The 22,229-nt window shown below is 57.5% G+C and carries 15 protein-coding genes; 11 read left to right on the forward strand and 4 right to left on the reverse strand.

Annotated features, from left to right (window positions below):
* Nucleotides 1–84 precede the first annotated feature (84 nt).
* Both sbcC and sbcD read right to left on the reverse strand, forming a co-directional pair.
* Nucleotides 85–3,216, reverse strand: a complete 3,132-nt coding sequence (gene sbcC, locus ACQG11_RS14680) for an exonuclease subunit SbcC (RefSeq protein WP_426728499.1) — start codon at nt 3,214–3,216, stop codon at nt 85–87.
* Nucleotides 3,213–4,418, reverse strand: coding sequence for an exonuclease subunit SbcD (gene sbcD, locus ACQG11_RS14685; protein WP_022647215.1), 1,206 nt, complete (start codon nt 4,416–4,418; stop codon nt 3,213–3,215). The genes sbcC and sbcD overlap by 4 nt, the downstream gene beginning before the upstream one ends.
* 187 nt (nt 4,419–4,605) lie before the next feature.
* Here sbcD and phoB point away from each other — a divergent pair, with 187 nt between their 5' ends.
* From phoB to ACQG11_RS14720, 7 genes are all read left to right on the forward strand, one after another.
* Nucleotides 4,606–5,295 carry a phosphate response regulator transcription factor PhoB gene (gene phoB / locus ACQG11_RS14690; protein WP_003859122.1) on the forward strand — a complete coding sequence of 230 codons (690 nt, stop codon included), beginning with the start codon at nt 4,606–4,608 and terminating at the stop codon, nt 5,293–5,295.
* 21 nt (nt 5,296–5,316) lie between these two features.
* A complete protein-coding gene (gene phoR, locus ACQG11_RS14695; protein ID WP_426728500.1) occupies nt 5,317–6,612 on the forward strand; it encodes a phosphate regulon sensor histidine kinase PhoR in 1,296 nt (431 codons plus the stop codon).
* Nucleotides 6,613–7,021: 409 nt separating this feature from the next.
* Complete coding sequence (gene brnQ / locus ACQG11_RS14700) at nt 7,022–8,341, forward strand: branched-chain amino acid transporter carrier protein BrnQ (RefSeq protein ID WP_003859118.1); 1,320 nt, start codon at nt 7,022–7,024, stop codon at nt 8,339–8,341.
* An 81-nt stretch (nt 8,342–8,422) separates the two neighbouring features.
* Entirely contained in the window at nt 8,423–9,796 is a 1,374-nt protein-coding gene (gene proY, locus ACQG11_RS14705; RefSeq protein ID WP_017383160.1) for a proline-specific permease ProY, read from the forward strand.
* A 600-nt stretch (nt 9,797–10,396) separates the two neighbouring features.
* On the forward strand, nt 10,397–12,214 hold the full coding sequence (malZ, locus tag ACQG11_RS14710) for a maltodextrin glucosidase (protein ID WP_063137854.1): 1,818 nt from the start codon (nt 10,397–10,399) through the stop codon (nt 12,212–12,214).
* A 90-nt stretch (nt 12,215–12,304) separates the two neighbouring features.
* A complete protein-coding gene (locus ACQG11_RS14715; RefSeq protein ID WP_426728501.1) occupies nt 12,305–14,914 on the forward strand; it encodes a DUF2339 domain-containing protein in 2,610 nt (869 codons plus the stop codon).
* Nucleotides 14,911–16,290: a DUF3999 domain-containing protein gene (locus ACQG11_RS14720; protein ID WP_336196448.1), complete on the forward strand. Its 1,380-nt coding sequence runs from the start codon at nt 14,911–14,913 to the stop codon at nt 16,288–16,290. The genes ACQG11_RS14715 and ACQG11_RS14720 overlap by 4 nt, the downstream gene beginning before the upstream one ends.
* Before the next feature lie 48 nt (nt 16,291–16,338).
* Here the strand turns inward: ACQG11_RS14720 and ACQG11_RS14725 are convergent, their stop codons facing one another.
* Both ACQG11_RS14725 and acpH read right to left on the reverse strand, forming a co-directional pair.
* Entirely contained in the window at nt 16,339–16,941 is a 603-nt protein-coding gene (locus ACQG11_RS14725; protein WP_003859113.1) for a peroxiredoxin C, read from the reverse strand.
* A 127-nt stretch (nt 16,942–17,068) separates the two neighbouring features.
* A complete protein-coding gene (acpH, locus tag ACQG11_RS14730) occupies nt 17,069–17,650 on the reverse strand; it encodes an ACP phosphodiesterase (RefSeq protein ID WP_038415474.1) in 582 nt (193 codons plus the stop codon).
* A gap of 92 nt (nt 17,651–17,742) precedes the next feature.
* Between acpH and queA the strand changes: the two genes are divergently transcribed.
* Genes queA through secD form a run of 4 tightly spaced genes read left to right on the forward strand, consistent with a single transcriptional unit; the run spans nt 17,743 to nt 22,224 of the window.
* Complete coding sequence (gene queA, locus ACQG11_RS14735; RefSeq protein ID WP_022647221.1) at nt 17,743–18,813, forward strand: tRNA preQ1(34) S-adenosylmethionine ribosyltransferase-isomerase QueA; 1,071 nt, start codon at nt 17,743–17,745, stop codon at nt 18,811–18,813.
* A gap of 53 nt (nt 18,814–18,866) precedes the next feature.
* The gene (tgt, locus tag ACQG11_RS14740; protein WP_003859110.1) at nt 18,867–19,994 is read left to right on the forward strand and encodes a tRNA guanosine(34) transglycosylase Tgt; all 1,128 of its coding nucleotides are present in this window, start codon (nt 18,867–18,869) and stop codon (nt 19,992–19,994) included.
* Nucleotides 19,995–20,016: 22 nt separating this feature from the next.
* Nucleotides 20,017–20,349, forward strand: coding sequence for a preprotein translocase subunit YajC (yajC, locus tag ACQG11_RS14745; protein ID WP_003859109.1), 333 nt, complete (start codon nt 20,017–20,019; stop codon nt 20,347–20,349).
* Between the two features lie 27 nt (nt 20,350–20,376).
* Nucleotides 20,377–22,224 carry a protein translocase subunit SecD gene (secD, locus tag ACQG11_RS14750; RefSeq protein ID WP_032621613.1) on the forward strand — a complete coding sequence of 616 codons (1,848 nt, stop codon included), beginning with the start codon at nt 20,377–20,379 and terminating at the stop codon, nt 22,222–22,224.
* Nucleotides 22,225–22,229: the final 5 nt, after the last annotated feature.

A 22,229-nucleotide genomic window follows, 5' to 3' on the forward strand; every position in this document is an offset into this window, starting at 1 on the left:
CAAAACGGCAACTTGCGTTGCCGTTTTTGATGTTTGTACCCTCTCCCACAGAGAGAGGGCCAGGGTGAGGGCAACATCCCCCATTTACTGCACCGCAAACTCCCTGTCCAGCCTGCTATACCCCAGCCCGTTGATCTTCTTCACCTTGATCTGCACCGGAATACGTTCTTTCATTGCCTCTACGTGGCTGATCACGCCGATGGTTTTCCCGGTGGCGTTCAGCGCGTCGAGCGCATCCAGCGCGGTGTCCAGCGTTTCGCTGTCGAGTGTGCCGAACCCTTCATCCAGGAAAAGCGAGTCAATGCGCGTTTTGTGACTGACCAGATCGGAAAGCGCTAAAGCCAGCGCCAGACTGACGAGGAAACTTTCCCCGCCGGACAGGGTACGGGTATCGCGTACCGCATCGGCCTGCCAGGTATCAACCACCTCCAGCTCCAGCGCGTCGCTGGCTTTACGCTGAAGCAGATAGCGGCCATGCAGACGGTTGAGCTGCTGGTTGGCAAGCCACACCAGATTATCCAGCGTCAGCCCCTGGGCGAATTTACGGAATTTATCGCCGGTGCTGGAGCCTATCAGCGCATTGAGATAGCCCCAGTCGTCAGCCTGACGCGCCGCCTCCTCAATCTGCTGCATAAGCGCCTGCTGGTGCAGACGGTTATCACCGTCCTGCTTGAGCTGCTGGCGGATCTCCCCCTGATGCGTGGTGTTTTCACGAAGCAGTTGCGCCAGCTGGTGTAACTGCGCCTGAAGGGTTGCGGCGTCGGTTTCCAGCCCCTCGGGGCGCTGTGCCTGATGCGCCTGAAGCTGCTGGTTTGCCTGTACGGAGAGCGCCGTGGCCTGCTGGAGCTGGTTCTCCAGCGTCTGCTTTTGTTGTTCAAGCTGGCGGATCGACGCTTCATCCAGCAGGGCGGAGAGAAAAGCCTCCTGACTGGCAAAGCAGCTCGCGGTCAGCGCGGCGCTGAACTGAGCCTGCGACTGCTGAAGCCGTTCACGCTCAAGCGTCTCCTGCTGTTGTAGGGTGGTGAACTGGCTTTGTAGCGACACGCATTCGTCATGGATGCCGCGCCAGTTCTCAGGGATAACCGCGTCGGCTTCTGCGTCATCAGAATCCGGCAGCGTCTCCAGGATGGGCATCAGGGCGTTAATACGTTCCTGAATCGTACCGTGCTGGGCCTGTTTTTCCTGCCAGCGGGTATATTCAGCTTCGCGTGCGCTCAGCCAGGCGCTTTCGGCCCCTTCATCGGGCACGCTAAGCGACAGCGACTCTAGCGAGGCCGCCAGCGCCTGACGCGTCGCCGTCAGCTGCTGCTGGTACTGGCGCGCCTGATCTTCCTGTTCATTGAGCTGGTTTTGCAGCGTCAGACGCTGGCTAAGCTGATACAGCTGGCGTTCATACTGCTCCTGTTCGCTCATCCAGGGGGCAATATCATCCTGAATATTCAGCGCTATGTTCAGGGAGGTACAGATCTCCAGCCACTCTTTAGTGAGTGCTTGCTCTTCCTGAGAGAGGGCCTGTACTTCCTCTGTCTCGCGCTGGATCTGTTGGGTGAGCGCATTCACCTGCCCGAGCACCAGCAATCCTTCCTCTTTTAGCGCGGCAACCTCTTTCTCCAGCGCGTCGCGGCGGCGCTGATTGTCGGTCAGTTCAAGCGCCTGATACTGCACAACTGCCGGATGTTCGCTTGAACCGCAGAGCGGGCAAGGTTTACCCGCTTCGAGCTGTGCACGATAGTTCTCAAGATCCTTGATTGTCGCCTCACGCTCACAGAGCGCTTTCAGGTCGGCATAGTGCTGATTTTTCTCTTTGAACTGCTGACGCCGCAGGATCAGCGTTTCATTGAGCTTACCCTGCTCAGCCTGCGCTTTCTGAACGCTTTCCGCATTATGGCGCAGCCGTTTTTGCAGCGGCTGATAGCGAGCGTGAAGCGCAGTCAGGCGCTGGCGGAGCGCCCGCGATTGTGCCTGTTGCTCCATTGCCGTCGCGAGATCCTCAGCCGTCAGCGTCAGCGTACTCTCCGGCATCTCAGCCAGTTTCTGACGAAGCTCAGCCATACGCGCTGACTGGGCCACAAGCTGATTTTTATCGCGACTCAGTTGCGTAAAATGCGCCCGCCAGCCGGCAATTTCCTGCCCCCACTGACGGAAACGATCGTGTTCGGTTAGCCACTGCGTCAGTACCGTGTGCTCTTTCTGCAACTGTTCACGGTTGCGCAGCGCACCGTTGCGAATACGCGAGCGCTGCGCCGCTCTGTCGAGTAAGCGAGTGTTTACTTCAACAATTCGCGCTGTTGTCTGCGCCAGGCGGGTGGTCTGCTCCTGCTGATACTCCCACAGCGGACGTAGCTGGGCGGCGGGCTGTGCCAGCTGGAGCTTCGCCAGTTGCGGCGCGGCGTCCGTCAGAGCCTGTTGCGCCTGCTGCTGCGAAGCGGCTGCGCGTTGCTGCTCACGTGTCAGCTCGTCGTTACGCGTAAGCCACTGAAAATCTTTCTGTTGGCTCTGCTGCTGTGCCAGCAGGATTTTTTCTTCATCAGTAAGTGCCTGCAAACTTTGCTGCAAGTGCTGCTGCTGTTCCTCGCTCAGCAGCACAACGCCTGCGGCCTGCGCTTCGCACATCTCCAGCGCGTTGCGTGCCGCTTTGTGTTTTTCAAAAACCATGGCGGAAATCTGGCCGTAAATTTCCGTGCCGGTCAGTTCTTCCAGCAGCTCTGCGCGATCGCTCGGTTTAGCATTCAGGAAGGCGGCAAACTGCCCCTGAGAGAGCAACATCGAGCGGGTAAAGCGACCATAGTCCAGCCCGGTGAGTGCGGCGGTTTGTTCCAGCTTATCCGTGACTTTATCGGCCAGAATTTTGCCGTCTTCGCAGCGGGCCAGCTCAACGCGCGGTGCCTGTAAGTTCCCGTCTGGCTGGTTGCGGGCGCGGTTCTGGCTCCAGAAAGCGCGATAAGCAACGCCTTTGACCTCAAATTCCACTTCAGCCAGGCATTCGGCGGTATCGCGCGTCATCAGGTCGTTTTGTGCCTGAGAGACCTTATTAAGACGCGGTGTTTCGTGGTAAAGCGCCAGGCAGATGGCATCCAGCAGCGTGGTTTTACCCGCGCCGGTTGCGCCGGTGATGGCAAATAGCCCATTGCTGGCGAAAGGCTCCGCGGTGAAATCGATTTTCCACTCACCCTTTAGCGAATTCAGATTTTTCAGACGCAGGCTCAGAATTTTCATGCGTTTTCGTCCTCGTCATTGAGGGAATGCAAGGTATGGGCAAACAGCTCGTTAAGCCTGGTGCGCCTGGCCTCGTCCACTTCTTCATGCGCAAGCCGCCGCGCGAACACCTCTTCAACCCGAAGTTCGCTAAGCGTTTCACGCTGGGCGTTCAGCAGAATTTTCTCGCGCTGCTCGCGGCTGCGACGTACCAGCAGCACCTCCACGGGAAGGTCTTCCGTCAGCGTCTGAATTTTACGCTGCATATCGTACAGGTAGTCATCGGTGGTGATTTCGATATCGAGCCAGACGGGGGGATTAAGCGCTGCGCCGCGCCACTGCTCAAGCTGAGCGGTAATGGCGGCCAGATCGCCTTTCAGCACCGCCAGCGGCTGGGTGACCGGCACCTCAAGCGTCTCAACGGCGCTAAGTTTGCCTTCGGTGAAGCTCACCAGATGCACGGATTTGGCTTTGCCCGTTTCGTCAAAACTGAGGGAAATGGGCGAGCCGCAATAGCGAATATGCTCGCATCCCCCGACGATCTGGGCCCGGTGAATATGCCCGAGGGCAATGTAGTCGGCGGGGGGAAAGTTTTGCGCTGGAAACGCGTCCAGCGTACCGATATAAATCTCGCGCACCGCGTCACTCTTACTGGCCCCGACGGTGGTGAGGTGCCCGGTGGCAACGATAGGAATGGCCTGTTCGCCGCGCAGGGCGCAGGCTTCCGTATGCTGCTGGTGATAATAGCGGGTGATGGCCTGCAACAGATGCTGCTGTTTTTCGCTCCCGGACAGGCCTGCCTGGCTTTGCACGATATCGCGCGGGCGTAAAAACGGAATTGGGCATAGCACCGCGCCCGGCGTGCCATCACGTTTTTTCAGGATCTGCGGCGCGTGTCCGGCGCTGGCCACCACGGTGGTATTGAGGAACGCCAGAATATCGCGGGATTCATTCAGCGTCGCCACCGAGTCATGGTTTCCGGCGACAATCACCAGGTGACAACCGGTTTGCTGGAGGTTGACCACAAAACGGTTGTACAGCTCACGCGCATAGCTCGGCGGCGATCCGGTATCAAAAATGTCGCCCGCCACAATAATTGCGTCCACCTCGTGAGCCTGAGCCGTCTCCAGCAGCCAGTTCAGGAACGCTTCATGTTCCGCGGCGCGGCTTTTGCTGTAAAAATTTTGACCCAGGTGCCAGTCTGAGGTGTGAAGTATGCGCATAAGAGATCCGTGGCAATAATAAGAAAGCAGGATTATAAACGTTCGGGGAACGGAAAATAACCGCTGTAATAAAACAACAGTTTGCTATTTATCGTGGTAATGTTTTTCATAAATCTGTCATAAATCTGACGCATAATGACGCCGCATTACAGACTTGTAACTTAAATACGATAAGACAGGGCAAAGTATGGCGAGACGTATTCTGGTCGTAGAAGATGAAGCTCCGATCCGTGAAATGGTGTGCTTCGTGCTTGAACAAAATGGCTTCCAGCCGGTTGAAGCGGAAGATTATGACAGCGCGGTGAACCAGCTGAATGAACCCTGGCCCGATCTGATCCTGCTGGACTGGATGCTGCCTGGCGGTTCCGGATTGCAGTTTATCAAGCATATCAAACGCGAGGCGATGACCCGCGATATCCCGGTGGTGATGCTGACGGCGCGCGGTGAGGAAGAGGATCGCGTGCGCGGTCTGGAAACCGGCGCGGACGATTACATCACCAAACCGTTCTCCCCGAAAGAGCTGGTGGCGCGTATCAAAGCCGTGATGCGCCGTATTTCACCGATGGCGGTGGAAGAGGTGATTGAGATGCAGGGCCTGAGCCTGGATCCTACCTCACACCGGGTCATGACCGGTGAAAATCCCCTCGATATGGGCCCCACCGAATTTAAACTCCTGCACTTCTTTATGACACATCCGGAGCGCGTTTACAGCCGCGAACAGTTGCTGAATAACGTCTGGGGAACTAACGTCTATGTCGAAGACCGAACGGTTGACGTCCATATTCGCCGCCTGCGTAAAGCACTGGAACTGAGCGGCCACGATCGCATGGTACAGACGGTCCGCGGCACGGGTTATCGCTTCTCGACCCGTTTCTGAACAATGACAGGAGTGTGACGCGTGCTGGAACGTCTGTCATTGAAAAGGCTCGTCTTTGAACTGATCTTATGCTGTATTCCGGCCCTCATTCTGGGGGCTATTTTTGGCTATCTGCCGTGGTTTTTACTGGTGGCCGTGACGGGGTTGCTCGTCTGGCATTTCTGGAATTTACTGCGTCTTTCCTGGTGGCTGTGGGTCGACAGAAGTATGACACCCCCGCCGGGAAGCGGGAGCTGGGAACCGCTACTCTACGGCCTGCACCAGATGCAGATGCGTAATAAAAAGCGCCGTCGTGAGCTGGGAAGCCTGATAAAACGCTTTCGCAGCGGCGCGGAGTCGCTGCCGGACGCAGTGATCCTGACGACGGAAGAAGGGACCATCTTCTGGTGCAATGGCCTCGCACAGCAGCTGTTGGGCCTGCGCTGGCCGGATGATAACGGTCAGAACATCCTCAACCTTCTGCGCTATCCCGAGTTCACGCTGTATCTGAAAACGCGTGATTTTAGTCGTCCGCACAATCTGAAGCTCAATAACGGTCGCCATCTTGAAATTCGCGTGATGCCCTACAGCGATCGGCAGTGGCTGATGGTGGCGCGGGATGTCACCCAGATGCATCAGCTTGAGGGCGCGAGACGTAACTTCTTTGCCAACGTCAGCCACGAGCTGCGTACGCCGTTGACGGTGCTTCAGGGCTATCTGGAGATGATGCAGGAGCAAACGCTTGAGGGGGCGCCGCGTGAGAAAGCGCTGCATACCATGCGGGAACAGACGTTCCGCATGGAAGGGCTGGTCAAACAGCTACTAACGCTTTCAAAAATTGAGGCAGCCCCGTCGCTGGCGCTAAACGACATCATTGATGTGCCGATGATGTTGCGGGTGGTGGAGCGCGAAGCCCAAACGCTGAGCCATAATCAACACACCCTGAGTTTTGATGTTGATAACACGCTGAAAGTGCTCGGCAGTGAAGATGAGCTGCGAAGCGCTATCTCAAACCTGGTCTATAACGCCGTGAATCATACCCCGACAGGGACGCATATCGCGGTGCGGTGGCAGCATACTCCGGCAGGGGCTGAGTTTAGCGTCGAGGACAACGGGCCGGGGATTGGGCCTGAACACCTCCCGCGTCTCACCGAACGGTTCTACCGGGTGGATAAGGCGCGCTCGCGGCAGACCGGCGGGAGCGGACTGGGGCTGGCAATTGTGAAGCATGCCGTCAGCCACCACGAAAGCCGGCTCAATATCGAAAGCACCCTGGGTAAGGGCACGCGCTTTAGCTTCGTGATTCCGGAACGATTAATTGCCAAAAAAAGTGCCTGACAGCGTGTGTGTCAGGCTACCTTTCCACGGGCCAGCGATTGCTGGCCCGTTTGCTTTGCAGTCAAGCGAAACGCGAGTGAATATTATACGGCTGGTGCTTTTTTGTTCGCATGATTAGCCATGAGTTTTTCTTATACATGGCATATTATTTTGGTCTAAATTTTCATGCTGGCATATTGTTCTGGTTTTACGATCCCTTCTTGCCTTTAAACGTTATAAGCGTTTAAATTGCCCCCCATATACTGTCAGACCGACTGTATTTGCGTGGTAAATCGAAAAACTATTCTTCGCCACGCCTGGACGGGAGCATATCCCGCTGAAATTGAGCAAATTTTCCGCTGTATCGTCCCGTCAGGGATGGCGAAAATCTCAACGTATTCAACACCACATCCACAGGCAGTAAGGTTTTATGACCCATCACTTGAAATCGCGTGACATTATCGCGCTGGGCTTTATGACATTTGCGCTGTTCGTTGGCGCAGGTAACATCATTTTTCCTCCAATGGTTGGCTTACAGGCGGGTGAACACGTCTGGACGGCTGCGTTTGGCTTCCTGCTTACTGCCGTGGGCCTGCCGGTACTGACCGTTATCGCGCTGGCGAAAGTCGGTGGCGGTGTGGACAGCCTCAGCACCCCGATTGGCAAAGTGGCTGGCGTTCTGCTGGCAACCGTCTGCTATCTGGCCGTTGGCCCGCTGTTCGCGACCCCGCGTACGGCGACCGTCTCCTTTGAAGTGGGTATTGCCCCGCTGACCGGTGACGGCGCGATGCCGCTGTTTATTTACAGCCTCATTTACTTCGCCATCGTTATTCTGGTTTCTCTCTATCCCGGCAAACTGCTGGATACTGTGGGTAACTTCCTGGCACCGCTGAAAATTGTGGCGCTGATTGTGCTGGCGGTTGCGGCCATCGTCTGGCCTGCGGGGCCCATCAGCTCCGCGATGGACGCCTACCAGAACGCGGCGTTCTCAAACGGTTTCGTGAACGGCTATCTGACGATGGATACGCTTGGCGCGATGGTGTTTGGTATCGTTATCGTTAACGCCGCGCGTTCCCGCGGGGTGACCGAAGCGCGTCTGCTGACTCGCTACACCATCTGGGCTGGCCTGATGGCCGGTGTCGGCCTGACGCTGCTGTATCTGGCGCTGTTCCGTCTGGGTTCAGATAGCGCAACGCTGGTCGATCAGAGCGCAAACGGCGCGGCGATCCTGCATGCTTACGTGCAGCACACCTTTGGTGGTGCAGGCAGCATGCTGCTGGCGGCGCTGATTTTCCTGGCCTGTCTGGTGACGGCGGTGGGTCTGACCTGCGCCTGCGCGGAGTTCTTCGCTCAGTATCTGCCGCTTTCTTACCGCACGCTGGTGTTTATCCTCGGCATCTTCTCCATGGCGGTGTCAAACCTCGGTCTGAGCCACCTGATTCAGGTCTCAATTCCGGTGCTGACGGCGATCTATCCGCCATGTATCGTGCTGGTAGTGCTGAGCTTCACCCGTCCGTGGTGGCATAACTCCACGCGAATTATTGCGCCAGCCATGTTTATCAGCCTGATTTTTGGTATCCTTGACGGGATCAAAGCATCAGCATTTGCAGAAATCCTGCCAGCCTGGACACAGCGTCTGCCGCTGTCCGAGCAGGGCCTGGCCTGGCTGATGCCTTCCGTTGTAGCGCTGGTTCTGGCGATTATCTGGGACCGTGCGGCAGGGCGTCAGGTGACATCCAACGCCCATTAATCAACGGCAACAAATTGTTTAACCACGGGGCTTAAGGCCCCGTGGTTTTTTGTTTTTTTCGTGTTGAATGGCAAGATTTTAATGGAAAGCACTAACAAACTTAAACGTGGATTGAGCACCCGCCACATCCGCTTTATGGCGCTGGGCTCGGCTATCGGTACCGGTCTTTTTTATGGCTCGGCAGATGCCATCAAAATGGCCGGTCCAAGTGTTCTGCTGGCCTACATCATCGGCGGCGTGGCGGCGTATATCATCATGCGCGCCCTTGGCGAAATGTCGGTTCACAACCCCTCTGCCAGTTCCTTCTCCCGCTACGCGCAGGAAAATTTAGGCCCGCTGGCCGGGTTTATCACCGGCTGGACCTACTGCTTCGAAATCCTGATTGTTGCCATTGCCGATGTGACGGCGTTTGGTATCTATATGGGGGTCTGGTTCCCCGCCGTGCCGCATTGGATCTGGGTGCTGAGCGTGGTGCTGATCATCTGCGCCGTTAACCTGATGAGCGTGAAGGTGTTTGGCGAGCTGGAGTTCTGGTTCTCCTTCTTCAAGGTCGCGACCATTATCATCATGATCCTCGCCGGTTTCGGCATTATCATCTGGGGGATCGGCAACGGTGGACAGCCAACCGGCATTCACAACCTGTGGAGCAACGGCGGCTTCTTTAGCAACGGCTGGCTCGGGATGGTCATGTCGCTGCAGATGGTCATGTTCGCCTATGGCGGAATCGAGATTATCGGCATCACCGCCGGGGAAGCGAAAGATCCGGAGAAGTCTATTCCGCGCGCCATCAACTCGGTGCCGATGCGCATCCTGGTGTTCTACGTGGGCACGCTGTTTGTGATTATGTCCATCTACCCGTGGAACCAGGTGGGCACCAACGGCAGCCCGTTTGTCCTGACTTTCCAGCATATGGGCATTGCGTTTGCCGCCAGCATTCTCAACTTTGTGGTGCTGACCGCCTCGCTGTCGGCCATCAACAGTGACGTGTTCGGCGTGGGCCGTATGCTGCACGGCATGGCGGAGCAGGGCAGTGCGCCGAAGGTGTTTGCCAAAACGTCGCGTCGCGGTACCCCGTGGGTAACGGTGCTGGTCATGACCGTGGCGCTGCTGTTCTCGGTCTACCTGAACTACATTATGCCAGAGAACGTCTTCCTGGTGATTGCGTCGCTGGCGACCTTTGCGACGGTGTGGGTGTGGATCATGATCCTGCTGTCGCAGATTGCGTTCCGTCGCCGCCTGTCGCCAGAAGAGGCCAAAGCGCTGAAGTTTAAAGTGCCGGGCGGCGTGCCAACGACCATTGTCGGTCTCATCTTCCTGGTCTTCATCATTGGCCTGATTGGTTATCACCCGGATACCCGTATTTCCCTGTACGTGGGCTTCGCGTGGATCGTCCTGCTGCTGGTGGGCTGGATGTTTAAATGTCGCCGCGATCGTCAGCTGGCGGAAGCACAGTAACATTCTTTTCCCCTCTCCCCGTGGGCTGAGGGTTCCCCACAAATTAATGCGAGCACTGAGCAATCCCCTCGCCCCTCCGGGGAGAGGGTTAGGGTGAGGGGAACATACGGCGGTGGTGGTCATTCCGTTCACTTTATGTTCCTTGCTACTCTGTAACGACATGACCGGTGAACGTGCCAGGGTGGCTCAGTCGCCACCACCCTGGCGACCCGGGCTCCCGGCGGTAAATCGCCGCTTCGCGGTGCCCTCGGCTTATTCCTTCCGGCTTATCGGGTACGGGCGGAGGCAACGTCCCTGTAAAGCCGCCCTCTCGGCGCATCCCTGCGCCTCGCCCCGGCCGGAAGGCAAACGCCTCAGCGATTTACAGCCGGACCAGGGCATCGCTGACAGCCCTCAGTCATTTAGAAAGCAACTTTATTGCTTCTGCATAAAAAAATTACTGGGGATCCCTCAGCCCCGTGGGAGAGGGTTAGGGTGAGGACATCAGGCCGCACTGATGCCTCCTCCCCCGTCCTCCTCCCCCAATAAATCCCATCATGGTGAGCTATCCTTAACAACCCTGTGGCAAGGTGACGTCAATTTCATCAAAGGGGATTCGTGATGTTAAACGCCTGGCACCTTCCGGTTGCCCCATTTGTTAAGCAAAACAAAGACAACCTTGTGATTACGCTCTGGCTGGCAGGGGAAAATCAGCCTGAACGTGTGACCCTGCGCGCCGAAGTGGATAACGAAGAGACATCGCTGAAAATGCACAAGGTGCGCAGCCAGCCTCAGCCGGGTATTACGGCGTGGCGGGCGAATATCGATTTGCGCAGCGGACAGCCGCGTCGCCGCTACGGCTTCAAGCTGCTGTGGAACAACCGCCAGCTGTGGTTTACCCCGCAGGGCTTCAGCCGTTTCCCTCCGGCCAGGCTGGAGCAGTTTGCCGTGGATCACCCGGATAACGGCCCGCAGTGGGTTAACGATCAGGTCTTTTACCAGATTTTCCCGGACCGCTTTGCGCGCAGTGAAAAGCGCACCGCCGACCAGGACAAGGTTTATTACCATCATGCGGTCGGTCACGACATCATTCTGAAAAAATGGGACGAGCCGCTGACCGCCCAGGCGGGGGGATCGACCTTTTACGGCGGCGATCTCGACGGTATCAGCGAAAAACTGCCGTACCTGAAAAAGCTCGGCGTGACGGCGCTGTACCTGAACCCGGTGTTTAAAGCGCCAAGCGTTCACAAATACGATACGCAGGACTACCGCCACGTTGACGAGCAGTTTGGCGGTGACGAGGCGCTGCTGCGGCTGCGCCACAACACGCAAAAAGAAGGTATGCGCCTGATCCTTGATGGCGTGTTCAATCACAGCGGTGATTCTCATGCGTGGTTCGACCGCCACAATCAGTCGATGGGCGGCGCATGCCATAATCCGGATTCCCCCCAGCGTGACTGGTACAGTTTTGACGAGAATGGCCGCGCCCTGGACTGGCTGGGCTACCCGAGTCTGCCGAAGCTCGATTTCCAGTCGTCAACGCTTGTGAATGAAATCTACGGCGGCGAAGACAGCATCGTGCGCCACTGGCTGAAAGCGCCGTGGAATATGGACGGCTGGCGGCTGGACGTGGTGCATATGCTGGGTGAAGCAGGCGGGGCGCGGAATAACCTTCAGCATGTCGCCGCCATTACCCGGTCGGCAAAAGCGGCCCGGTCGGAAGCATTCGTCTTCGGGGAGCACTTTGGCGACGCGCGTCAGTGGTTGCAGGCAGATGCAGAAGACGCGTCGATGAATTATCGCGGCTTCACCTTCCCGCTGTGGGGCTTCCTCGCTAACACCGATATCTCTTACGATCCGCAGCATATTGACGCCGAAACCTGCATGGCGTGGATGGAGAACTATCGCGCTGGCCTGTCTCATCAGCAGCAGCTTCGGATGTTTAACCAGCTCGACAGCCACGATACCGCGCGCTTTAAATCGCTGCTGGGTAAAGATGTGGCGCGTCTGCCGCTGGCGGTGACCTGGCTTTTCACCTGGCCGGGCGTGCCGTGCATCTATTACGGAGATGAAGTGGGGCTGGACGGTAACAACGATCCGTTCTGCCGCAAAACCTTCCCATGGGAGCCTGAAAAGCAGGATCAGGATCTGTTCAGCCTGTACCAGCGTATGGCGACACTACGCAAGCAGAGCCAGGCCCTGCGCTACGGGGGCTGTCAGGTGATGTACGCCCAAGATAATGTGGTGGTATTTGTCCGCGTCTACAACCAGCAGCGTGTGCTGGTGGCGATCAACCGGGGCGAGGCGTGTGAAGTGGTGCTGGAAGATTCACCGCTGCTGGCCGGTAAAACGTGGAAGAGCAAAGAGGGGAAAGCGACGTTACAGGAGAGCGTGCTCACGCTGCCGGCGATCTCCGCTACGGTCTGGTTCGGCAGCTAAGCGCAGGCAGCATGGTTTTCACCTTTTAGATGGCGCAAATGCAACTATTTGTGTCAATCTTAACGGATCTTTTACGGTGAAGGTGGAAACATGGACGAGCTTTACATCCTTGGCTGTTTGTTCCTGGTTTTTGCGCTGGTCGTGGCCCCCGTGCTTGCGGTGATAGGCTTTAATCGAAGCACGGCGGCGCGGCAGGAGATCGCCCGGCTTCGCCAGCGCATTGAGGCGCTTGAGCAGCACGGTGTAGCTGAGAAAGCGCCGGAGCCGGTGCAGACCGCCGCGCCAGTGGAGACACCAGCGCCGGTGCCAGAGGCCGGTAACGCACCTGTCGATCCCTGGCGTCCCGAACCGCCCGTCACTGAAGCAGAACCTGCGCCTGTCCCGGCGGCAAAACGGCCTTCCGCCTTTGGCGGCATCCTGTCCTCGCTGACGCGCTGGTTTATGCAGGGCAATCCGCTGGCAAAACTGGGGATTGTACTGCTCTTCCTCGGCCTCTCTTTCCTGCTGCGCTATACCGTTGAACATTCACTGTTTCCGCTTGAGCTGCGTCTTGCCGCCACGGCGCTGTTTGCCATGGTTCTGCTGGCCGTTGGATGGCGGCTGCGGCACAGGCAGCGGATCTACGCGCTGATCCTCCAGGGCGGGGCGACCGGCGTGCTTTACCTGACCGTCTTTGGCGCATTCCGGCTGTGGCAGATGCTGCCGATGACGCTGGCGTTTGCGCTGCTGGTGGTGATTTGCGCGGCGAGCGTCGGGCTGGCCGTGCTGCAAAAGGCGCTGAGCCTTGCCATGCTGGCGAGCCTCGGCGGATATCTTGCGCCGCTGCTCCTGTCTACCGGGGGCGGTAGCTTTGTGGCGCTGTTCTCCTTCTATCTTCTGCTGTCCATCGGCATTCTCGTCATCAGCATCTGGCAGCACTGGCGCGAGCTCAACCTGCTCGGGCTGCTCTTCACGTTTGGCGTTGGCGGAGTGTGGGGGCTGAGCGACTACCAGCCTGAAAACTATGTTATCTGTCAGCTGTTCCTGATTGCCAATACGCTTATTTTTGGCGTGTTTAGCGTAGCGCTGTCGCTGCGGGCGCAGGAAAAAGGCAAACAGATTATTGACGGTGTACTGCTGTTTGCCCCGCCGCTGATTGGTTTTGGGATGCAGTACGGCATGACGTCGCACTGGACGTACGGCCCGGCACTCAGCGCGCTGGGTTATGGTGCGTTTTATCTCTCACTGGCGTTCCTCGCGCTGCGACGTTACCCCTCCATTGGGCGACCACTGATTATGGCGGCGCTGGCGATTGGCGGCGGGTTTGCCACGCTTGCCATTCCGCTGGCGCTTTCGGCGCGCTGGACGGCGATGGCCTGGGCGCTGGAGGGGCTGGGTATCCTCTGGCTGGGCGTGCAACAGCAGCAGCGGCGTATGAGCTATAGCGGGACGGCGCTGCTGGTGCTGGCGCTCGGCAGCGCGATATGGGCGCAGATGAACGGCGTCACCTCGCTGAGCCTGCTGCTTATTTTCGCAGTGCTCAGTCTTTGCTGGCTGGCTGCGGCCTGGCTGTGGCAGAAAATCGTGCTGTCGGGCAGTTGGGCGCTGCTGGTCGGTGGGCTGCTGTTCTGGTTAGTGGCGCAACTGGGTGCGTCGCAACTGATCCTCAAGACAGAATTATCGGTTCTGGCGGGCGTGCTGGCGCTGACGGCGGCGTCGGCCTGGGGATGGCGGCAGGCTGCTGCTCGTCTGGCATGGCGGGAGCTGGATGCCAGCAAATGGCTGCTGTGGCCGGTGATGCTGCTGATGGTGCTGTATCAGGTCTGGCAACAGCAGATCCTGGCAGCCGGCTGGGCAAATCTGGCCTGGGCTATTGCGCTGCCTGCCGCCCTGATGCTGTTGCGGCGCGACGAAGATAAACTTCTTCCGCGCATCGCAATGGGGCTGCATCTGTCGCTGTTGTGGATGATTTTACTCGCCATGGCCGCCGAGCTTTACTGGTTTGCCCGCTCCCTGCCATGGGGCATGGCGGCCTGGGGAAGCGGCATTGCGATGGCTGTCGGCGGTGGGGTGATTATGGCGCTCTCCGCGGCCGTACGGCGTCGCGGGTGGCCGTTCCGGGTATGGCCTGCGCTCTACGCTTGCCTTGCCGTGATCCCTGTGGTTGTGGCGCTGGTGGTATTGCTGGTCGTGACCAATTTCCAGGACGGGGTAGTCTATCGACAGACCTGGCTGCCGCTGGTGAACCCGCTTGAGGAAGGGGCGGCGTTCGCGCTGCTGGGGCTGGTGGTGTTTTATCGGGCAGTGGATCGCCACTATCCGGCATCGCTTGCGCAGTCCCGACCGTGGTCCGCCGTTGTGCTGATGGCGCTTGGCTTCTGGTGGCTCAACGGCGCGCTGCTGCGCGCGCTGGCGTGGTACGGCGAGGTGGCCTGGAACATGGAGTCGCTGTGGCATTCGCGGCTTATCCAGACCACCTTTGCCCTGTTCTGGATGTTCTGCGCGCTGGTGGTCATGATCCGCGCCACCCGTCAGGCCTCCCGTCAGCAGTGGCTTGGCGGTGCGGCGCTGCTGGGGGTGGTCATGCTCAAACTGATGCTGGTGGACAGCGCGGGCGGTGGCGGCCTGGCGCGTGCTGTCGCGTTTATTGGCGTGGCGATCCTGGTCCTGATTGTGGGCTATTTCTCGCCGCTACCGCCTAAAGCAGGAGAAGAAAAATGAAATGGATGAAATCGGTTGTTTGTGCGGCACTGCTGGCCGTGGCCGGTCCGGCATTCAGCGAGGGCGCGCCGGTGGAATCCCCGCGGGATTATGCCTATGGCCTGTCCCTTGATACCTCTGCCTCTTCGCCGTGGTATCGGGTCATGCTGCCGCTGGCGGTTTATCAGCAGAGCACATCGCCCGATCTGCGCGACGTGCGCGTGTTTAATCAGTCGGGCGAGCCGGTACCGTTCAGCCTGGTTACCACGACGCGTCCGCAGCCGGCACCGACCACCACGGCGCTGCGCCTCTTTGCGCTTAACGCCTCGCCGGGTGGGGAAGAGGGCAGTGGCGATAAAATTATGTTACGTGCCAGAAACGGCGTGGAGATTGTGCTGGAAGGGCAACACGGGGCGGCTGCCGGACAGCACTATCTGCTGACCCTGCCGGAAAACGCGACGCAGGTTCCGCTCTCTCAGCTCCAGCTTTTCTGGGACACGCCGCAGGGCTCGTGGCAGGGGACGGCATCGGTCTATTACAGCGAGGATCTGAAAAACTGGTATACCCTGCGCGAAGAGATGCCCCTGCTGGACGTGATGAGTGGACAGGATCGCCTGAAGCTCGACCGCATCGATACCGATCTGGTGTTATCTCCTGAGGCGAATCGCTATCTGCTGCTGGTGCTGAACACGGGGCGTTCAGCCCTGACGTTAACCGGCGTCAACGCGATTAACGCTCCTGCGCAGCCGGAATCAGAGCACATTAGCCTGGCGGGAGAGGGGGAGCGGCTATCCGATAGCGAAGCCGTGTGGCGCTGGACGCATCCGCAGCCTCTGAGTGCGATCGCCTTCATGCTGAATGGCGACGGTGTTCTCCCGGCAGAAATAGCCTGGCGGGGGGCGGACAAGGATCGGTGGCATACGCTGAAAAAAGAGGTGATCTACCAGCTCGGCGGCAAAACGTCTGAACCTGTTCCGCTCCCGGGCGGGCTGGTCGAGGCGGTAAAAATCAAGACCTTCAATGCGCGTTTGCCAGAGAACCTGCCGGGCGTGATCGGGCAACGCGTGCGCTATGATCTGGTGTTCAACGCGCAGGGGAAGGGGCCGTATCTGCTTGCGTGGGGGAACGGGGCTGCGAAACCGGCAAGCGTGGAGACGGATATGCTGATCCCGACCGAACTGCGTAAAACCTACGCTCTGGCAGCCCTGCCGATGGCGGATACGCTGGAACCTGTCCCGCTGGGCGGCGAGGCGCGTTTAACCGCGACGTCTGCGGCTGAGCAGGAAAGCAGAATGAAAACGCTGATGGTCTGGGGCGTACTGATCGTCGGGGTGATGGTGCTTGCGGGTATGGCATGGCGCATCTGGCGCGAGGTCAAAAAAGACGGCGCAGCATAAGCTATAAAAAAACCCGCGTAGTCGCGGGTTTTTCGTAAACCGTGCCGATTACAGGCTGGATACGTTCTCAGACAGGTATTTAGCTACGCCGTCAGGGGAAGCCGCCATACCTTCTTTACCTTTTTCCCACTGAGCGGGGCACACTTCACCGTGCTCTTCGTGGAACTGGAGCGCGTCAACCATGCGCAGCATTTCGTCAATGTTACGACCCAGCGGCAGATCGTTCACAACCTGGTGACGAACGATGCCGTTCGCGTCGATCAGGAAAGAACCACGCAGCGCAACGCCAGCGTCCGGATGTTCGATACCGTAAGCCTGCTGGATTTCGCGTTTGATGTCCGCAACCATCGCGTATTTCACCGCACCGATGCCGCCGTTTTCGACAGGGGTGTTACGCCATGCGTTGTGTACAAATTCAGAGTCGAAGGAGACGCCAACCACTTCCACGCCACGCTTCTGGAATTCTTCGTAACGTTTGTCGAACGCGATCAGCTCAGACGGGCAAACGAAAGTGAAGTCCATTGGCCAGAAGAACAGAACGGTCGCTTTACCGTTGGTGTGCTGTTTGAAGTTGAAGTTTTCAACGATTTCACCGTTGCCCAGAACGGCGGCAGCTGTAAAATCCGGAGCCGGACGAGTTACCAGAACCATATGATTCTCCTGTAGATACTAAGGTTATTTGGAACGCAACGCGGGCCAGTATAGAGGCAGCGCGGGAATAAGACAAAGAGGTGGTAACAATCGTTCCACCAGCTTTTACCTATCAATCGAACCGGCATCACAGTTCTTTATTTTTCGCCTGCGCCATCATGCGCGGGTAGAACTGCCAGAAGCGCGTTTCCAGCGCGTCATAATGTTCGTCCAGGTCGTGCCAGGAGTCGCGAAGCGCGTCCAGACGCGGTCGACGGCTGGCCATGCCGTTGAGCACGTTCTGAATGAAATCCATCTCGCGGTAACGCTCCAGCCAGCGTTCAGACCACAGATAGTTATTCAGATTCACAAAGCGCGGTGGGGAGTCCGGCAAAATGATCGACACCTGCGCGTGGGCGTAGCGCACAAACTCAGGCAGCGACATATCAGGCGACAGCAGGGACCAGTGGCGCGACAGGAAATGATCCCACATGACGTCGAGCGTGATCGGCGCCACGCGTCGCGTTTCGGGGCGGAACCAGGCTTTGGCTTCCGTCACTTCCGGCAGGTTATCGGTCAGCACGTCGATGCGGCGGTGCATAAAAATCCCGTCGATAACCTCAGGGGAATAATCTTCCGCGGGGTTGCCGCGTACGAAATCGGCCAGCAAATTGCCGGAGAGGGAGCTGTCCGCGAGGTGAGCGAGATGCAGGTGAGCGAGAAAATTCATGCGTTTTATTTGTCCGGTGGCGGCTAGTTGTTGCAGCAAATGGGTGTGAGCACTAGACTATGCCGCCTGTTTTTAAGTCACGAGTATACGTCATGCGCGTCGCCGATTTCTCCTTTGAACTACCTGAATCCCTGATTGCTCACTACCCCATGCCTGAGCGTAGCAGCTGTCGCTTGCTGTCACTGGACGGGCCAACGGGCGCGCTGACGCACGGTACTTTCACCGATCTACTCGACAAGCTCAACCCTGGCGATCTGCTGGTCTTTAACAATACCCGCGTGATCCCAGCGCGTCTGTTTGGCCGTAAAGCCAGCGGCGGCAAGATTGAGGTGCTGGTCGAACGTATGCTCGATGATAAACGTATTCTGGCACATATTCGCGCATCCAAAGCGCCGAAGCCGGGCGCTGAACTGCTGCTGGGTGATGACGAGAGCATCAAAGCGACCATGACCGCGCGTCACGACGCGCTGTTCGAGGTGGAGTTCAACGACGAGCGCACGGTGCTTGATATCCTCAACGCCATCGGCCACATGCCGCTGCCGCCGTACATTGAACGCCCGGATGAAGAAGCCGACCGCGAGCTGTATCAGACCGTCTACAGCCAGAAGCCTGGCGCAGTGGCGGCGCCAACAGCGGGCCTGCACTTTGATGAACCGCTGCTGGAAAAGTTGCGCGCCAAGGGTATTGAGATGGCCTTCGTGACGCTGCACGTCGGCGCGGGGACGTTCCAGCCGGTGCGCGTGGACAGCATCGAAGACCACATCATGCACTCTGAGTATGCCGAAGTGCCGCAGGAGGTGGTTGATGCGGTGCTGGCGGCGAAAGCGCGCGGTAGCCGCGTCGTGGCCGTCGGTACAACGTCGGTACGTTCCCTTGAGAGCGCTGCGCAGGCCGCGAAAAAAGAGCTGATTGAGCCCTTCTTTGGCGATACGCAGATCTTTATCTACCCGGGCTATCAGTACAAAGTCATTGATGCGCTGGTGACCAACTTCCATCTGCCTGAATCGACGCTGATTATGCTGGTCTCCGCGTTTGCGGGGTATCAGCATACGATGAACGCCTACAAGTCTGCGGTAGAACAAAAATATCGCTTTTTTAGCTACGGTGACGCGATGTTTATCACGTACAATCCGCAGGCTTTGAATGAGCGTGTCGGGGAATAAGTCCGCGGCACCGTGTTACAACGTTGGACTGTTTTTCTGACGTCGGAGAAAAAATGAAATTTGAACTCGATACCACCGATGGCCGCGCGCGTCGCGGTCGCCTGGTGTTTGATCGCGGCGTGGTAGAAACCCCCGCGTTTATGCCTGTGGGCACGTACGGCACCGTAAAAGGAATGACGCCGGAAGAAGTTGAAGCCACTGGCGCACAGATTATTCTCGGCAACACCTTCCACCTGTGGCTGCGTCCAGGCCAGGAGATCATGAAGCTCCACGGCGATCTGCACGATTTCATGCAGTGGAAAGGCCCCATCCTCACCGACTCCGGCGGTTTCCAGGTCTTCAGCCTGGGCGATATCCGTAAGATCACCGAGCAGGGCGTACACTTCCGTAACCCGATCAACGGCGATCCAATCTTCCTCGATCCGGAAAAGTCTATGGAGATTCAGTACGATCTCGGCTCCGATATCGTGATGATCTTCGACGAATGTACGCCATACCCGGCGGACTGGGACTATGCCAAACGTTCCATGGAGATGTCCCTGCGTTGGGCGAAGCGTAGCCGCGACCGTTTTGACTCCCTGCAAAACAAAAATGCGCTGTTCGGCATTATCCAGGGCAGCGTTTACGAAGATTTACGCGATATCTCGGTTAAAGGTCTGGTAGAGATAGGCTTTGATGGCTACGCTGTCGGCGGTTTGGCTGTGGGTGAGCCGAAGGAAGATATGCACCGTATTCTGGAGCATGTCTGCCCGCAAATCCCGGCGGATAAACCACGATACCTGATGGGTGTGGGTAAACCAGAAGATCTGGTGGAAGGCGTACGTCGCGGCATTGATATGTTCGACTGCGTTATGCCAACCCGAAACGCACGTAACGGTCATCTGTTCGTTACCGATGGCGTGGTGAAAATCCGTAACGCGAAGCATAAGAGTGACACCAGCCCGCTCGATTCCGAGTGCGATTGCTATACCTGTCGCAATTATTCTCGCGCGTATCTGCATCATCTCGATCGTTGCAACGAGATTTTGGGGGCGCGTCTCAATACCATTCATAATCTTCGTTATTATCAGCGCTTAATGGCTGGTTTACGTAAGGCTATCGAAGAGGGTAAATTAGAGAGCTTCGTGACCGATTTCTACCAACGTCAGGGGCGGGATGTTCCACCGTTGAACGTTGATTAATTTTAATAATGAGGGAATTTGAATGAGCTTTTTTATTTCTGATGCGGTAGCAGCAACGGGTGCACCAGCGCAGGGCAGCCCGATGTCTCTGATTCTGATGCTGGTTGTGTTCGGTCTGATCTTCTACTTCATGATCCTGCGTCCACAGCAGAAGCGTACTAAAGAGCACAAAAACCTGATGAACTCCATCGCGAAGGGCGATGAAGTCCTGACCAATGGTGGCCTGGTGGGTCGCGTAACCAAAGTAGCGGAAAACGGCTACATTGCTATCGCCCTGAACGACACCACTGAAGTGGTTATCAAACGTGACTTCGTAGCTGCCGTTCTGCCGAAAGGCACCATGAAGGCGCTGTAATCCCAACTTTTCCCAAAGGGAACTGCCGTGTTAAACCGTTATCCTTTGTGGAAGTACATCATGCTGGTCGTCGTGATTATCGTCGGCCTGCTGTACGCGCTTCCCAACCTGTATGGTGAGGATCCGGCCGTTCAAATCACTGGCGCGCGCGGTGTCGCCGCCAGTGAGCAAACGCTGATCCAGGTCCAGAAAACGTTACAAGAAGAAAAAATTACCGCTAAGTCTGTGGCACTGGAAGAGGGCGCAATTCTTGCTCGCTTCGACACCACCGACACGCAGCTCCGCGCACGTGAAGCGCTGATGGGCGTGCTGGGTGATAAATATGTCGTGGCGCTTAACCTTGCTCCTGCAACCCCACGCTGGCTGGCTGCGCTGAACGCAGAGCCAATGAAACTGGGTCTTGACCTGCGTGGCGGCGTTCACTTCCTGATGGAAGTGGATATGGATACCGCGCTCGGCAAGCTACAGGAACAGAATATCGACAGTCTGCGCAGCGATCTGCGCGATAAAGGCATTCCGTACACCACCGTACGTAAAGAAGATAACTACGGCATGAGCATCACGTTCCGCGACAGCGCGGCACGCGATCAGGCTGTGACCTATCTGTCTCAACGTCACCGCGATCTGGTGATCACCTCTCAGGGCAGCAACCAGCTGCGTGCGGTAATGACCGACGCGCGTCTGAGTGAAGCACGTGAGTACGCCGTTCAGCAGAACATTAACATTCTGCGTAACCGTGTAAACCAGCTGGGCGTGGCTGAGCCACTGGTACAGCGTCAGGGTGCTGACCGTATCGTGGTCGAACTGCCAGGTATCCAGGATACCGCCCGTGCGAAAGAGATTCTGGGCGCGACGGCGACTCTGGAGTTCCGTCTGGTTAACGCCAACGTTGACCAGGCTGCTGCGGCTTCAGGCCGTGTGCCGGGCGATTCCGAAGTGAAACAGACCCGCGAAGGCCAGCCGGTTGTGCTGTACAAACGCGTGATCCTGACCGGTGACCATATCACCGACTCCACTTCAAGCCAGGATGAGTACAACCAGCCGCAGGTTAACATCTCGCTGGACAGCGCAGGTGGCAACATCATGTCTAACTTCACCAAGGACAACATCGGCAAGCCGATGGCGACCCTGTTCGTGGAGTACAAAGACAGCGGTAAGAAAGATGCCAATGGCCGTGCTGTGCTGGTGAAAGAGGAAGAGGTGATTAACATCGCCAACATCCAGTCTCGTCTGGGTAACAGCTTCCGTATTACCGGTATCAGCAACCCGAACGAAGCGCGTCAGCTCTCTCTGCTGCTGCGTGCCGGTGCGCTGATTGCGCCAATTCAGATTGTTGAAGAGCGTACCATCGGTCCAACCCTGGGTATGCAGAACATCAAGCAGGGTCTGGAAGCGTGTCTGGCCGGTCTGGCGGTGTCCATCATCTTCATGATCTTCTTCTATAAGAAGTTCGGCCTGATTGCGACCTCCGCGCTGATTGCCAACCTGGTGCTGATCATCGGTATCATGTCCCTGCTGCCGGGGGCGACGCTAACCATGCCGGGTATCGCGGGTATCGTTCTAACCCTTGCGGTGGCGGTCGACGCCAACGTACTGATAAACGAACGTATTAAAGAAGAGCTGAGCAACGGTCGTTCTGTACAGCAGGCGATTGAAGAAGGCTACAAAGGGGCGTTCAGCTCCATCTTCGATGCGAACGTAACAACACTGATTAAGGTTCTTATCCTGTATGCAGTGGGTACTGGCGCGATCAAAGGCTTTGCGATTACTACCGGTATCGGTGTCGCAACGTCGATGTTTACCGCTATTGTCGGCACCCGTGCCATCGTGAACCTGCTGTACGGCGGCAAGCGCGTCAAAAAGCTGTCTATCTGAGGAGT

It is taken from the genome of Enterobacter cloacae complex sp. 372C4, from assembly GCF_050030615.1.
In the GTDB taxonomy this organism is placed as follows: domain Bacteria; phylum Pseudomonadota; class Gammaproteobacteria; order Enterobacterales; family Enterobacteriaceae; genus Enterobacter; species Enterobacter intestinihominis.

Excerpts from the sequence above, each read along its gene's own strand:
- sbcC (WP_426728499.1), bottom strand. The coding sequence starts at position 3,216 with ATGAAAATTCTGAGCCTGCGTCTGAAAAATCTGAATTCGCTAAAGGGT.
- sbcD (WP_022647215.1), bottom strand. The coding sequence starts at position 4,418 with ATGCGCATACTTCACACCTCAGACTGGCACCTGGGTCAAAATTTTTAC.
- phoB (WP_003859122.1), top strand. The coding sequence starts at position 4,606 with ATGGCGAGACGTATTCTGGTCGTAGAAGATGAAGCTCCGATCCGTGAA.
- brnQ (WP_003859118.1), top strand. The coding sequence starts at position 7,022 with ATGACCCATCACTTGAAATCGCGTGACATTATCGCGCTGGGCTTTATG.
- proY (WP_017383160.1), top strand. The coding sequence starts at position 8,423 with ATGGAAAGCACTAACAAACTTAAACGTGGATTGAGCACCCGCCACATC.
- malZ (WP_063137854.1), top strand. The coding sequence starts at position 10,397 with ATGTTAAACGCCTGGCACCTTCCGGTTGCCCCATTTGTTAAGCAAAAC.
- ACQG11_RS14715 (WP_426728501.1), top strand. The coding sequence starts at position 12,305 with ATGGACGAGCTTTACATCCTTGGCTGTTTGTTCCTGGTTTTTGCGCTG.
- ACQG11_RS14720 (WP_336196448.1), top strand. The coding sequence starts at position 14,911 with ATGAAATGGATGAAATCGGTTGTTTGTGCGGCACTGCTGGCCGTGGCC.
- ACQG11_RS14725 (WP_003859113.1), bottom strand. The coding sequence starts at position 16,941 with ATGGTTCTGGTAACTCGTCCGGCTCCGGATTTTACAGCTGCCGCCGTT.
- acpH (WP_038415474.1), bottom strand. The coding sequence starts at position 17,650 with ATGAATTTTCTCGCTCACCTGCATCTCGCTCACCTCGCGGACAGCTCC.
- queA (WP_022647221.1), top strand. The coding sequence starts at position 17,743 with ATGCGCGTCGCCGATTTCTCCTTTGAACTACCTGAATCCCTGATTGCT.
- tgt (WP_003859110.1), top strand. The coding sequence starts at position 18,867 with ATGAAATTTGAACTCGATACCACCGATGGCCGCGCGCGTCGCGGTCGC.
- yajC (WP_003859109.1), top strand. The coding sequence starts at position 20,017 with ATGAGCTTTTTTATTTCTGATGCGGTAGCAGCAACGGGTGCACCAGCG.